Annotated in this window: 15 protein-coding genes; 8 read left to right on the top strand and 7 right to left on the bottom strand. The window is 54.2% G+C overall.

The window, feature by feature from the left end:
* Positions 1-9: 9 nt before the first annotated feature.
* From FOB24_RS18730 to FOB24_RS18705, 6 genes are all read right to left on the bottom strand, one after another.
* Entirely contained in the window at positions 10-609 is a 600-nt protein-coding gene (locus FOB24_RS18730) for a KpsF/GutQ family sugar-phosphate isomerase (RefSeq protein ID WP_150345307.1), read from the bottom strand.
* The gene (locus FOB24_RS18725) at positions 606-2243 is read right to left on the bottom strand and encodes an FGGY-family carbohydrate kinase (protein WP_038642646.1); all 1638 of its coding nucleotides are present in this window, start codon (positions 2241-2243) and stop codon (positions 606-608) included. The genes FOB24_RS18730 and FOB24_RS18725 overlap by 4 nt, the downstream gene beginning before the upstream one ends.
* Positions 2244-2260: 17 nt before the next feature.
* Complete coding sequence (locus FOB24_RS18720; protein ID WP_038642644.1) at positions 2261-3214, bottom strand: ABC transporter permease; 954 nt, start codon at positions 3212-3214, stop codon at positions 2261-2263.
* A gap of 1 nt (position 3215) precedes the next feature.
* Complete coding sequence (locus FOB24_RS18715) at positions 3216-4205, bottom strand: ABC transporter permease (RefSeq protein WP_038642642.1); 990 nt, start codon at positions 4203-4205, stop codon at positions 3216-3218.
* Positions 4198-5706, bottom strand: a complete 1509-nt coding sequence (locus tag FOB24_RS18710) for a sugar ABC transporter ATP-binding protein (protein ID WP_069324450.1) — start codon at positions 5704-5706, stop codon at positions 4198-4200. Before FOB24_RS18710 ends, FOB24_RS18715 begins: the two co-directional genes overlap by 8 nt.
* A 103-nt stretch (positions 5707-5809) precedes the next feature.
* Positions 5810-6793, bottom strand: a complete 984-nt coding sequence (locus FOB24_RS18705) for an autoinducer 2 ABC transporter substrate-binding protein (protein WP_038642638.1) — start codon at positions 6791-6793, stop codon at positions 5810-5812.
* A 417-nt stretch (positions 6794-7210) separates the two neighbouring features.
* Between FOB24_RS18705 and FOB24_RS18700 the strand changes: the two genes are divergently transcribed.
* The gene (locus FOB24_RS18700) at positions 7211-7849 is read left to right on the top strand and encodes a DUF1007 family protein (protein ID WP_150345306.1); all 639 of its coding nucleotides are present in this window, start codon (positions 7211-7213) and stop codon (positions 7847-7849) included.
* Positions 7840-8820 carry a nickel/cobalt transporter gene (locus FOB24_RS18695; RefSeq protein ID WP_150345305.1) on the top strand — a complete coding sequence of 327 codons (981 nt, stop codon included), beginning with the start codon at positions 7840-7842 and terminating at the stop codon, positions 8818-8820. Before FOB24_RS18700 ends, FOB24_RS18695 begins: the two co-directional genes overlap by 10 nt.
* Positions 8821-8924: 104 nt before the next feature.
* On the opposite strand, the gene suhB is transcribed toward FOB24_RS18695, so the two are convergent.
* A complete protein-coding gene (gene suhB, locus FOB24_RS18690; protein WP_003835237.1) occupies positions 8925-9728 on the bottom strand; it encodes an inositol-1-monophosphatase in 804 nt (267 codons plus the stop codon).
* A gap of 118 nt (positions 9729-9846) precedes the next feature.
* Between suhB and trmJ the strand changes: the two genes are divergently transcribed.
* The 6 genes from trmJ (at position 9847) to hscB (ending at position 13917) form a co-directional block, all read left to right on the top strand.
* Positions 9847-10578 (top strand): tRNA (cytosine(32)/uridine(32)-2'-O)-methyltransferase TrmJ, encoded by a 732-nt coding sequence (gene trmJ / locus FOB24_RS18685; protein WP_069324453.1) that lies wholly within the window; start codon positions 9847-9849, stop codon positions 10576-10578.
* A gap of 173 nt (positions 10579-10751) precedes the next feature.
* On the top strand, positions 10752-11243 hold the full coding sequence (iscR, locus tag FOB24_RS18680) for a Fe-S cluster assembly transcriptional regulator IscR (RefSeq protein WP_003037674.1): 492 nt from the start codon (positions 10752-10754) through the stop codon (positions 11241-11243).
* Positions 11244-11355: 112 nt separating this feature from the next.
* A complete protein-coding gene (gene iscS / locus FOB24_RS18675; RefSeq protein WP_038642631.1) occupies positions 11356-12570 on the top strand; it encodes a cysteine desulfurase in 1215 nt (404 codons plus the stop codon).
* A gap of 26 nt (positions 12571-12596) precedes the next feature.
* Positions 12597-12983 (top strand): Fe-S cluster assembly scaffold IscU, encoded by a 387-nt coding sequence (gene iscU, locus FOB24_RS18670; RefSeq protein ID WP_002913991.1) that lies wholly within the window; start codon positions 12597-12599, stop codon positions 12981-12983.
* 20 nt (positions 12984-13003) lie between these two features.
* Complete coding sequence (iscA, locus tag FOB24_RS18665) at positions 13004-13327, top strand: iron-sulfur cluster assembly protein IscA (protein ID WP_003037681.1); 324 nt, start codon at positions 13004-13006, stop codon at positions 13325-13327.
* A gap of 74 nt (positions 13328-13401) precedes the next feature.
* Positions 13402-13917 carry a co-chaperone HscB gene (gene hscB / locus FOB24_RS18660; RefSeq protein ID WP_038642626.1) on the top strand — a complete coding sequence of 172 codons (516 nt, stop codon included), beginning with the start codon at positions 13402-13404 and terminating at the stop codon, positions 13915-13917.
* The last annotated feature ends 14 nt before the right edge of the window (positions 13918-13931 follow it).

Raw genomic sequence — 13931 nt, 5'->3', positions numbered from 1 at the left:
TGCCTGGCGTTACTGCCCACGGCTCAGCGTTAATCCCACATCGCCGCCGGGATGCACCGCCAGCAGCGTCTCCTTTGAGTAGCCGCTTTCACTCATCAGACAGGCGCAGGCGGCGTCAAAGATAGCCAGAACCAGCAGAATTGAGGTCGTCGCCAGCATGTTCAGCGGGTCGGCCTCACGCTGTACGCCGGTGGAAATCACCAGCCTCGACGCTTTAGCGATGGCCGAATTGGCGTTTTCCGTCACGCTCAGGATCGGCACATTTCTCGCCGCCAGCCCAGGCAGCAGCCGGGTAAGTTCATCCGAATTGCCACCGCGCGACAGCATAATAACCAGGTCGTCGGCGCGTAAAAACCCCAGATCGCCGTGCGCCGCATCGGTGGCATTGAGATAAATCGCCGGGCGCTCCACGCAGGCGAGCATATGCGCGACTTTACGCGCCGCAATGCCGGAGGTACCGACGCCGGTAACGACGATTTTCCCCTGGCATCCGCGCAGTTCCGCCATCAGCGACTGCCAGACCGGCTCAGTCAGATGCTGTCCCAGTCCCGCAAGGGCATCGCTGTAGATCTGGAATACGCCGGTGGCTTGAGACCATGAATTACTCATGCCTCCTCCTGCATCAACTGGCGATATTTCATATGATCCTGATACATCTCGTGGAATACCCGATATTTGCGATCGTAGTACTGTTTAATACGGTTGGTTTGCGGGGTGACCGTTTTACCAATCCGGCTCATCGCCGACATCGCTTCCGGGAAGGAGTCAAAAACGCCTGCGGCGATGGTTCCCATCATGGCGCCGCCCAGCAGCATGGCTTCACTCTCTTCCGGCAGTAGCATCGCGCAGCCGGTGGCGTTGGCATGCTCCTGAACGAAGATCGGGTTTTTCGTGCCGCCGCCGCTGGCCATAATCGTATCGATGGTGTAGCCGCTTTGATTCATCGTTTCAATAATATGCCGGGTACCGAGGGCAATGGCCTGGATGGTTGCCAGATACTGTCGCGCCATATCTTCCGGCGTGCGCGACAGCTTAAGTCCGGTGATTGCACCCGTAAGCGTTGGGTTGGCGCGCGGCGAGCGGTTGCCGTGGAAATAGGGCAGGATATGCATATCGCGGGTCAGGAAGGCGATATCTTCCGGCTCACCGGCCATTTTACGCAGCAACGCATTCAGCACTTCATAAATGGTTTGTCCCTGGGATTTTGCCTGCGCCAGTAGGGTGTCGTAGCACGGATGCGACTGAATTACGTGGTCGATTAACGCCCCCGTAGCCGACTGCCCGCCTTCGTTGAGCCAGTATTCCGGCAACACGGCAGAGTAGTAAGGCCCCCATACGCCCCCGATAAAACGCGGCTCTTTGGAAATCGCCATGTGTCCGGTGGAGGTGCCGCCAATCAGTGCGATACGACGGTCGAAATCCGGCACCTCGCCAGAAACGCCGCTGGCGCCGAGCGTGCCGAGCGTACCGGCGTGGGCATCAATAATTGATACGCTGACCGCGGTGCCGGGGATGAGTCCCATTTCGCTGGCGGCGCGCGCTGACAGCCCATGGCCGAGCGGTTCGCCCATGGTCTTCACGTAACGGCCAATTTTGGCGGCATCGTGCTCCAGCAAATCTTCCAGCCCAATCTGGCGGAAATAGCTGGCATCCCATTTATCTTCATGGCCCATATAGGTCCATTTACACACCGTCGAGCACAATGAGCGTGTGTCATCGCCCGTTGCGCGCCAGGTGAGGAAATCAGGCAGGTCAAAGTAGTAACCGGCGTTAGCCCAGGTATTGGGCATATGCTGCTTCAGCCACAGCAGTTTTGGCGTTTGCATTTCCGGGGAGATAATACCGCCCACATAGTCCAGCACCCGATGATGCAGGGCGTTAATGCGATCGGCCTGAGTAATGGCGCGATGGTCCATCCACACAATAATGTTCTGTTCACTGCGCCCGGAAGGGCTGATGGTCAGCGGGTTGCCTTCTTTATCCAGCACCACCAATGAACAGGTGGCGTCGAAGCCCAGACCTTTCACCTGGATAGGATTGATATCCGACTGGTTAATCGCATCGCGTACCGCGTTACACACAGCCTGCCAGATGTTATCGGAAGACTGCTCAACAAAATCGGCCTGCGGACGGTAAATCTCGATGGCCCGACTGGCCTGACCGACCATTCTGCCGTTGAGATCAAACACGCCAGCGCGGGCGCTTCCGGTTCCGACATCCACACCAATAAAGTAACTTGCCATAATTTTTTCTCCTGAAATCAGGCTTTACGATTCTGTAATGCGATAAAGAGGATCAGCACCGCGCCCCACAGCGCCATCGTCAGATAGCTGCTGACCCCCAGCAAGTTAAGGCCGCTTTCCAGCATTTGCAGCACAATCAGCGCCAGTACCAGGCCGATAATGCGTCCGAAGCCGCCGTCCGGATTGATACCGCCGAGCACGGAGGCAAGGATGGTGACCAGCAGGTAGGATTCACCGTATCCGGCTTTTGCCGAGTTGAATTTCGCCATCATCAGAATGGCGGCGACCCAGCCGAGCAGGGCAGAAATAACGTACACCGAAATTTGTACCCGTACGGTATTCACACCGCTGTAGCGGGTAGCCTGCTCATTGGAACCGACGAGATACAGGCTGCGCCCAAGCGTGGTGTGCTCCAGCAGCACCCACAGCAGGATTGCCACGAGGAAAAAGAGCAGCAGTGCCACCGGAATACCGGCAATCGTCGCATTACCAAGGTATTGAATGGCGGTCGGGAAGCCGGAAATCACCGTCCCGTTGGAGAGCAAAATATTCAGCCCCGAGATCAGCGTCATCGTGCCGAGGGTGGCGAGAATAGGCGAGACGCCGACCCAGGCAATTAAAGCGCCGTTGAGCGTGCCGATAGCCACCGCCACCGCTGCTCCTGCAATCAACGCCAGCGCCAGAAACAGCGGGTTATCCGGGTGGGTGACGATAATCGCCGCCATCACCAGCGAGCAGGCGTTCGCACCGGCAATAATCGACAGGTTAATGCCGCCGGTCAGCATGGTCATGCCCATCCCGAGGGCCAGCATGCCGAGGATTGGCAACTGCGAGCCGATCGACTGGAAGTTAGCGACGCTGAAAAAACGGCTGCCGAGCAGGGCCGAGAAGACCAGGGCGACGACCACAATAATGACGCATTGCAGACGAATGATGGCATCACCGGGTAAAAATCTGGCGATTGTTTTCATCTCAAAGCTCCCTTGCCAGTTTACGTTTTTCGTTCCAGGCCGTGGCGCTAATGCTGACCAGGATAATGGCGCCGCTGAACACGGTGTGCCAGTAAGAGGAGACGCTCAGCAGCGTCAGACCATTTTGCAAGAACGCCAGCAGCACAACACCCAGTAGCGTTCCGGTTAACGTACCGCGCCCGCCGCTCATGCTGGTGCCGCCGAGCACGACCGCCGCCAGCACCGTCAGCTCAAAGCCGAGCAGGGAATTGGGGGCAACAGACTGGGTGATTTGCGCCTGAACCACGGCGGCAACGCCTGCCAGAATGCCCATATAGCCATAGACGTAGAAATGCAGCTTCAGCAAATTCAGCCCCAGGCGCGAGGCCGCGTCGCGGTTGCCGCCCATGGCGTAAACCTGACGGCCAAGACGGGTATAGTTCATCAGTACGGCGGTAAAGATGATCACCGCCGCCAGGCACAGCAGGGGCAGGGTTAAACCGTAGTCGTAGCCGTCTGTCGCGGTGAACGACAACCAGTTGATACCGTTCATAAACCAGTCCGGGAAGCCGTACAGCCAGGTACCCTTGGTAGCATAAACCAGCAGGCCGTAGTAGACGTTTAGCGTGGCGATGGTAATGATGATCGCCGGAACGCGCAGCCAGTACACCAGGAAGCCATTAATCAGCCCAAGCAGCAGACCTACCGCCATTGCGATGGTTAAAGCCAATATGAAGTTGCCGCCGTGAGCGATCACCCAACTGGCCATCGCATACTGGGCAATCGCGGTCATCGCCGGAAATGAGATGTCGATCCCGCCGGAAATCAGCACCACAAACAGCCCGCAGGCGAGAATGCCGAGAATCGCGTAACTGGTGGCGACATCTGTGAGATTGCCCAGCGACAGGAACTCATCGGTACTGACGCTCAGCCCGACGGCGAGCGCCACGACCAGCAGGCCCAGCCAGAATTCATGTTGCCCGATTAAACGGGAGAGACGCAGACTATTCATTGATTACCTCGACCACTTCAGCAATCTCCTCTTCACGGCAGTGATGAGGATTAAATTCCGCCACCAGTTTGCCGCGGCGCATCACCAGCACACGATGGCTGTTGTAATACGCTTCCGGGATTTCATCGCAAATCATTAGTACCGCCATTCCCTGTTCCGCCAGATCGCGGGCTATCTGGTAAATCCCCTCTTTGTTGGCGATATCCACGCCGACGGTAGGGGAGTCGAGGATCAGGATGCGCGGATGGGTTGCCACCCATTTGGCAATGGCAATGCGTTGAGCATTACCGCCGGAGAGCGTTTTAACCGGCAGATGCGGATCGGAGACTTTAATGTTCAACTCACGGATCAAATCGGCGACCAGCTTTTGCGCTTTACGATGATCGAGCAGACCGCTGCCGGTATGCAGTTGGTCAAACACCGTGACGATGGTGTTGTCATAGATCGACTGCTCCATGATCAACCCCTGCGTCAGGCGATCTTCTGAGACATAGCCGATCCCGTGTTTGATGGCGTCATGGTTATTGCGCAGAGTAACCGGCTGACCGTTAATGCGCATTTCGCCGCTTTCCGGATGGGTCATGCCGAACAAACTGAGGCAAAGCTCGGTGCGACCGGCACCCAGCAGACCGACAATGGAGACAATCTCACCGCTATGTAGCGATAAATTGATGTTCTGGTATTTCCCCCGGCGGCTGAGGTTGCGTAGCTCGAGCAGCGGCTCTTGCTCAATAGCGGGTCTTTCCGGCAGCGGGCTGTAGTGGAAGCGTTGTCCGGTCATCAGGAAGGCCAGTTCGTGACTGTCGAGTTCGCTGGCTGGGTATGTTCCCACCAGTTTGCCGTCGCGCATCACGCTGATACGGTCCGCCACTTCCATCACTTCATCCAGACGGTGGCTGACAAACACCACGCAAATCCCGGCCGCTTTCAGTTCGTTGACGACCCGCAGCAGACCATTGACCTCCTGGCGGGTTAACGAAGCGGTGGGTTCATCCATAATCACCAGACGCGCATCGGCGGCAATAGCGCGGCAAATGGCGACCAGTTGCCGGTCGGCAATCGACAGTTTTTCGACTTTTTTATCGGGATCGATGTTCACGCCGATGCGTTTCATGGCGGCCAGCGCCTGCTGTTTCATCGCGCCACGGCGTACCCAGATATCGCCACCGGGCAGATAGCGGTTGACCGCGATATTTTCAGCGACGCTAAAGTTAGGGAATAACGACAGGTCCTGATAAATAACCTGAATACCATAATGGGAAGAAAGCTGCGGCGTCAGGTGATGGAATAATTTACCATCGAGTAAAATCTGCGCGCCTTTTTCCGGATGATACACCCCAGAGATCACTTTAATAATGGTGCTTTTACCACAGCCGTTTTGACCCGCCAGACAGTGAACTTCGCCTTTTCTCAGCGTCAGATTCACGTTATCCAGCGCCAGCACGCCCGGGAATTGTTTGCTGATATTCTCAAGAGTGATAAATGCGGTGGTGTCTGTCATGGACAATACCCCTGCGCACGTCCGCATGGACGCTAAGTGTTAGTTTGGTTGATAGCGCCGACCAGACGGTCGGCGTTAAGGTTCCCTGGTGTCGGCTAAAGCCTTAGAAACCGAGTGATTGTGCGTTGTCTTTGGTGACTTCGAGGATCTTGTTAAAGCGGATCACTTTCTTCTCCGTGTCGATATCGGCTTTCCCTAAACCATCAATACTCAAATCGGCGTTCACTTCTTTACCCTGCAACAGCTGGTCGGCCACCGTTACCAGCGCGTAGCCCGCGTCTTTTGGATCCCACAGCAGCGCTTTTTTGATATCGCCGCGCATCAGGTACGGCGCAGCCTGTGCTGGCATGGCGATCCCGACGACGGCGATTTTATCTTTGGCGCGTTTTTTCTGCACCGCCTGACCCGCACCGATCGGACCCAGCGAGCCGAAGCCGATAATGCCCTTCATCTGCGGATAGGTTTTCATCAGGTCCAGCGTGGTGGCGTAGGATTTATCGATGCTTTCCGCGACCGGCAGACGTGAAGTGACCTCGAACATTTCGGGATATTTTTCTTTTTGGTACTTAATCGCAAAATCGGCCCACGCGTTATGCAACGGTACCGTCAGCGAACCGACATAGATGGCATAACCCCCTTTACCGCCCATACTTTTCGCTAATTCATCGACGTTAGCCTGCGCATATTTTTCACTGTCGATGGTTTCAATATCCCATTGACCAATCTGCTCGTCCGGGGATTCGTGCGTCAGCACCACGATGCCTTTATCGCGCGCTTTTTTCAGCACCGGCTCAAGGACCTTGGCATCATTCGGCACCACGATGATCGCGTTAACGTTTTTGGCGATCAGATCCTCAATGACTTTCACCTGTTGAGCCGGATCCGGCGTGGAAGGCCCGGTCTGGTAAGCATTCACATCCAGTTTTTTTGCTGCTTCATTAACGCCGGTTTCCATCCGGTTAAACCACGGAATCCCGGTGACTTTGGCAACCACAGCAATTTCATATTTTTCCGCCGCAAAGGACGTGCCGGACAACATGCATGCAGAAACCAGGGTTGCACTGAGTAATGCGAGTTTGAATTTCATAGTTGTACCTTTCGTAGGGGGCAGGACATGTCACGGGGTGAAGTTAACTACGAATGGAAGAGGGAATGAATCATAAGTTCCGTGAATGTGATCTATGTCCGTTATTGTAAATTTAAAGAAAACTAATGGTTAAATATTAGTTAAATTCATGGAGTTTTATATCCATACCAGCAAAACTATTGTTAATAAATAATTAAAATAAAACTTTTAATTAACAATTTATTATCATTTTGCATAAATTGTGGCCGCGAAAAGGGATTCAGACGGGTGTTGCTGGAGAAAGAATTGTCGAAATTGAGAACTGAATCGATACCGGAAAAGGGGGCTCAACATTTTTTCGTTCAATGTTATCCTCAGCACTCTTTCGCCAAACACACCATTATTTCTGGCGGCCTGGATTTTTATCGTGGAGAAGTCATGCAGCGTGTTAAGCACATCATTGTAACGTTGTTTCTTGCTGTCCTGTCCTTTGGCGCAGGTGCGCATCCCCACAGCTTTATCCATTTGAAAACCGAGATAGTGAGCGAGAATAATCAGTTCGTGGCGCTGAAAATGCGCTGGACGGTGGATGAAATCACCTCGGCAGATCTGCTTTACGATGCGGGGAATGCTAAACCTGGCTCGGAGATCTGGAAAAAACTGGCGGCGGAAGTGATGGCGAATGTGCTTGGGCAGCATTATTTCACTGAAGTGTGGCATGGAGGGCAAAAGGTAAAGTTTAAAAACAGGCCGACGGAATACGGCATGGAACGTGAGGAACATCAGGCGGTGCTGACGTTCGTTCTACCCTTAGCTGAACCACAGCCGCTGAGTGGTCAAAAATATACCATTTCAACCTTCGATCCGACCTACTACGTGGACATGAGCTATGACCAGGATAGCGATGCCCGGCTGTCGCAGGCGATCAGCCAGCAATGCCGTATTTCAGTACACACCCCGACGCCGAATGAACAAACGCTGATCTTTGCGCAGTCGCTGGATAAAGAAGACGCCCCGCCGGAGGATATGGAGTTGGGTAAACAGTTCGCACAAACGGTAACGCTGCAATGTCAGTAGTTTATCAACCACGACCCACTGGACGTCGCTGGCTCACGCTGTGGCCGCTGGCGCTATTTTTGCTGCTGGCGGCAGGCGGCATACTGTGGCTATGGCTGGCCTGGCCGCAGGTGATGATGAAAAGCATCGTCTGGCAGCGCGAAGTAAACCAACAGATGAGCGGATTGTTGAAAGCGGTTGCTGCCAGTCCGACCCAGGCAGGGGGATCGCTGCTACTGTTTAGTTTTCTCTACGGTGTTCTGCATGCGCTGGGGCCGGGACATGGAAAAGTGGTGATTACTACCTGGCTTGCGACGCACCCGTCAAAACTCAAATCCAGTATCGGCCTGACGCTGGCGTCGTCTTTATTACAAGGACTGGTCGCGATTGGTCTGGTGATTATCGTGCTCACCGTCTTGCAGTTGCCTGCGCGGCAGCTGCATATGAGCAGCTTCTGGCTGGAGAGAGGGAGTTATGTGCTGGTGGGCGTGTTAGGCCTGCTGCTGTGCTGGCGGGCACTGAAAAAACTGCGCTTATTGCTAAAGCGGCCAACGTTTACCGCCTTCATGCCGCGCCATGTGCATCACGACGGCTGTGGCTGCGGGCATCAGCATCTGCCGAACCCTGAACAGGTGCAAAGCGGTGATGACTGGCGCGCCCGGCTGATGATTATTCTGTCTATGGGGATGCGCCCATGCTCCGGGGCCATCATGGTACTGCTGTTCAGTAAAGTGATTGGCGTCTTTTACTGGGGCATGGCGTCGGCGCTGGCGATGGCGGCGGGCACCTCTTTGACGATTACGTCACTGGCTTTATTGGTACACAGTTTCCGCACGCTGGCGGTGAGACTTAGCGGGCATAAAGCGCCGGTGCTGTGGCGACAGATTGGCTGGACGACGCTGGCGTTAGCCGGGGGCGCGGTATTAATTGCGGCAGCGGTGGTGATGTGGATGAGCGCGGTGCCGGTGGGGCGAGGGATAAGACCTTTTTAGCACTGTTGTAGGATGAATGCCTGATGGCGCTTCGCTTATCAGGCCTACGGGGAACTTCCCTGGTAGGCCGGATCAGGCGCTAGCCGCCATCCGGCATCAAACGATTAGCGCTTCAGCGCGTCGCTCAGTTCGTCACGCATGTTAGCCAGCATGGCTTTCACTACGCGCGGGTTACCTGCAACGATGTTGCCGGTCGCCATGTAGTTATGCCCGCCGGTGAAGTCGCACACCAGGGCGCCAGCTTCACGCGCAATCAGCTCGCCTGCGGCGAAATCCCACGGGCGCAGACCAATTTCGAAATAACCGTCAACGCGGGCTGCGGCAACGTAGGCCAGATCCAGCGCGGCAGAGCCGGTACGGCGGAAGTCAGCGCATTCGGTAAACATGTTGCCAAGGATTTTCATGTAAGAAGCGGCGTGCTGTTTCGCTTTGAACGGGAAGCCGGTGGCAATGATGGTGCCGTCCAGATCGCGAGCCGTGCTGCCACGCAGACGGTAACCGTTAAGCTGCGCGCCCTGACCGCGGGTTGCGGTGAACAGTTCATTACGCATTGGATCGTAAACAACGGCAACTTCAGTACGGCCTTTAATGCGTACTGCGATAGATACCGCGAAGTGCGGCAGGCGTTTTACGAAGTTGGTGGTGCCATCCAGTGGATCGATAACCCATTGAACATCCAAATCTTCACCAACATGTTCACCGCTTTCTTCGGTGATGATGGTGTGCTGTGGGTAAGATTTGCGAATCGTTTCGATAATAATCGCTTCGGCGGCTTTATCGACGTTAGTCACGAAATCATTGCTGCCTTTCTGGCTGGTTTCTACAGAGTCTGGCGTTTCGTAGTGTTTGGCAATTACATTACCCGCCTTGCGCGCTGCGCGCACGGCGATGGTCAGCATCGGATGCATCGGTCTCTCTCACTGGATGTTAAAGAACGGGAAAACGGCGCAGAGTATAGCAGCGAGTTCGGAATATGTCTTCGTTTTATGATAATATGCCCGAATAATCTTTAGCCGAAGAAATACAATGCTGCAAAATATTCGAATTGTGCTGGTGGAAACCTCTCACACTGGCAACATGGGCTCTGTGGCCCGTGCAATGAAAACCATGGGTTTAACCAATCTGTGGCTGGTTAATCCACTGGTCAAACCGGACTCGCAGGCCATCGCCCTGGCGGCAGGCGCCAGCGATGTGATCGGCAGCGCGCAGATCGTCGATACCCTCGATGAAGCGCTGGCGGGTTGTAGTCTGGTAGTAGGCACCAGCGCGCGTTCCCGTACGTTGCCGTGGCCGATGCTGGACCCGCGCGAATGCGGCTTAAAAAGCGTCTCTGAAGCGGCGAATACGCCGGTGGCGCTGGTATTTGGTCGTGAACGCGTTGGCCTGACCAACGAAGAACTGCAAAAATGCCATTATCACGTCGCCATTGCTGCGAACCCGGAATACAGTTCGCTCAACCTGGCGATGGCGGTGCAGGTTATCTCTTATGAAGTCCGCATGGCCTGGCTGGCGACGCAGGAAGGTGATAAGAGCGTCGAATACGAAGAAGCTGAGTATCCGCTGGTGGATGATTTAGAGCGTTTTTACGGTCATCTGGAACAAACGCTGCTGTCGACCGGGTTTATTCGCGAAGGCCATCCGGGACAAGTGATGAACAAGCTGCGCCGTCTGTTTACGCGTGCGCGTCCTGAGAGTCAGGAGCTGAATATCCTGCGCGGGATTCTGGCATCTATCGAACAGCAGAATAAAGGCAAGTAAGCGAAACGCCTCCTGCAAGTGAAAACGGCACTGAAGGTTAAATACCTGACTAAATTAGTCAAGTAAATAGTTGACTGATTTAGTCGGGAATGTCAGACTTGCCCCTGCTATGCAATACCCCCATTTTACAATAAAAAACCCCGGGCAGGGGCGAGTTTGAGGCTAAGTAAGACATGAGACTGACATCAAAAGGGCGTTATGCCGTGACCGCAATGTTGGACGTTGCGCTCAACTCAGAAACGGGCCCGGTACCGTTGGCTGATATTTCTGAACGTCAGGGAATTTCCCTGTCATATCTGGAGCAGCTGTTTTCCCGTTTGCGTAAAAACGGTCTGGTTTCAAGCGTACGTGGACCAGGCGGCGGGTATCTGCTGGGTAAAGATGCCGGCAGCATCGCAGTAGGTGAAGTCATTAGCGCTGTCGACGAGTCTGTAGATGCGACCCGTTGCCAGGGCAAAGGCGGTTGTCAGGGCGGCGATAAATGCCTGACCCACGCGCTGTGGCGCGATCTGAGCGATCGTCTGACCGGTTTCCTCAACAACATTACGTTGGGCGAACTGGTGAATAATCAGGAAGTCCTGGATGTGTCTGGTCGCCAGCACACGCATGACGCTCCACGCACTAATCGTGCTCAAGACGCGATCGACGTTAAGTTACGCGCATAATAAAAGTATTTTAGAATCAGGCCGGGGTGTTAAACGCCCCGTTAACTCGGTCGTACATCCAGCCGGTTGCCTGGTTCCTTGCATTGAAGCGATGTACGGAGTTTATAGAGCAATGAAATTACCGATCTATCTCGATTACTCCGCAACCACGCCGGTGGACCCGCGTGTTGCCGAGAAAATGATGCAGTGTCTGACCCTGGACGGAAACTTTGGTAACCCAGCTTCCCGTTCACACCGTTTTGGCTGGCATGCTGAAGAGGCGGTAGATATCGCCCGTAATCAGATCGCTGATCTGGTCGGTGCCGATCCGCGTGAAATCGTCTTTACCTCCGGTGCGACGGAATCCGATAACCTGGCGATTAAAGGTGCAGCCAACTTTTATCAGAAAAAAGGCAAGCACATCATCACCAGCAAAACCGAACACAAAGCTGTGCTGGATACCTGCCGTCAGTTGGAGCGCGAAGGGTTTGAAGTCACTTACCTCGCCCCACAGCGTAACGGTATTATCGACCTGAAAGAACTTGAAGCGGCAATGCGTGACGACACTATCCTCGTGTCCATCATGCACGTGAACAACGAAATTGGCGTGGTGCAGGATATCGCGACTATCGGTGAAATGTGCCGTGCGCGCGGCATCATCTATCACGTTGACGCCACTCAGAGCGTGGGCAAACTGCCTATCGACCTGAGCCAACTGAAAGTTGACCTGATGTCCTTCTCCGGCCACAAAATCTATGGTCCGAAAGGTATCGGCGCGCTGTACGTGCGTCGTAAACCGCGTATTCGTATCGAAGCGCAGATGCACGGCGGCGGTCACGAGCGCGGCATGCGTTCCGGTACTTTGCCTGTCCACCAGATCGTTGGCATGGGTGAAGCGTACCGTATCGCGAAAGAAGAGATGGAAACCGAGATGGCGCGTCTGCGCAGTCTGCGTAACCGTCTGTGGAACGGCGTGAAGGACATGGAAGAAGTGTACCTGAACGGCGATCTCGAACAGGGCGCGCCGAACATTCTCAACGTCAGCTTCAACTTTGTTGAAGGCGAGTCGCTGATTATGGCGCTGAAAGACCTGGCGGTATCCTCCGGTTCTGCATGTACTTCAGCAAGCCTGGAGCCATCCTACGTGCTGCGCGCGCTGGGTATGACCGACGAGCTGGCACACAGCTCAATTCGTTTCTCTTTAGGTCGTTTCACTACCGAAGAAGAGATTGACTACGCCATCAATCTGGTTCGCAACTCCATTGGCCGTCTGCGCGACCTTTCTCCGCTGTGGGAAATGTTCAAACAGGGCGTGGACTTGAACAGTATTGAATGGTCACATCACTAATTCGGCACCAATAAGGAGAATTCAACATGGCTTACAGCGAAAAAGTTATCGATCACTACGAGAATCCACGTAACGTGGGCTCTTTTGACAACAGCGACGAGAACGTGGGTAGCGGCATGGTCGGCGCACCGGCCTGTGGCGACGTGATGAAGTTGCAGATCAAAGTCAACAATGAGGGTATCATTGAAGACGCGCGTTTCAAGACTTACGGCTGCGGTTCCGCCATTGCCTCCAGCTCTCTGGTTACCGAATGGGTAAAAGGGAAATCTCTGGACGAAGCACAGGCGATTAAAAACACCGATATCGCCGACGAGCTTGAACTGCCACCGGTGAAAATTCACTGCTCTATCCTGGCTGAAGACGCGATTAAAGCCGCGATTGCGGATTACAAAAGCAAACGTGAAGCAAAATAATTAAGAGTTGAGGTTTTATTATGTCGATTACCTTAAGCGACAGTGCAGCAGCGCGTGTAAATACCTTCCTGGCTAACCGCGGTAAGGGGTTTGGCCTGCGTCTGGGCGTGAGAACCTCCGGCTGCTCAGGTATGGCCTATGTACTGGAATTTGTTGACGAGCCGGCGGCTGAAGATACCGTGTTTGAAGACAAAGGCGTTAAAGTTGTGGTCGACGGTAAGAGCCTGCAATTTCTCGACGGTACGCAGTTAGACTTCGTCAAAGAAGGTCTGAACGAAGGGTTTAAGTTCACTAACCCGAACGTGAAAGACGAATGTGGATGCGGCGAAAGCTTCCACGTATAACGCGCTCACCGATAACCCCACACGCATGATTTTACGTGTGGGGTTTGTTCTAACAGGCTACCCCTGAGATAGTTATGGATTACTTCACTCTCTTCGGATTACCCGCTCAATATCCTATTGATCTCCAGGCCCTGACGATCCGTTTTCAGGATCTACAACGTCAGTATCATCCTGATAAATTCGCCAGCGGTTCTCAGGCGGAACAACTTGCTGCGGTTTCGCAGTCCGCCACCATTAATCAGGCCTGGCAAACGCTGCGTCATCCCTTGATGCGCGCCGAATACTTATTGTCTTTACACGGTTTTGATATTCGCAATGAGCAGCACACGGTGCGTGATACCGCGTTCCTGATGGAGCAACTGGAACTGCGGGAAGAGCTTGACGAGATCGAGCAGACGAAAGACGAATCGCGACTGGAAAGTTTTATCCAGCGCGTGAAAAAAATGTTTGAAAGTCGCCATCAACTGATGGTTGAACAGCTGGATAACGAGATGTGGGACGCGGCGGCGGATACCGTGCGTAAGCTGCGTTTTCTCGATAAACTGCGAAGCAGTGCAGAACAACTCGAAGAAAAACTGCTCGATTTTTAATTTCCGGAAGCGAA

Source organism: Citrobacter werkmanii, from assembly GCF_008693645.1.
In the GTDB taxonomy this organism is placed as follows: domain Bacteria; phylum Pseudomonadota; class Gammaproteobacteria; order Enterobacterales; family Enterobacteriaceae; genus Citrobacter; species Citrobacter werkmanii.
This window is presented reverse-complemented; position numbering and strand designations above follow the sequence as displayed.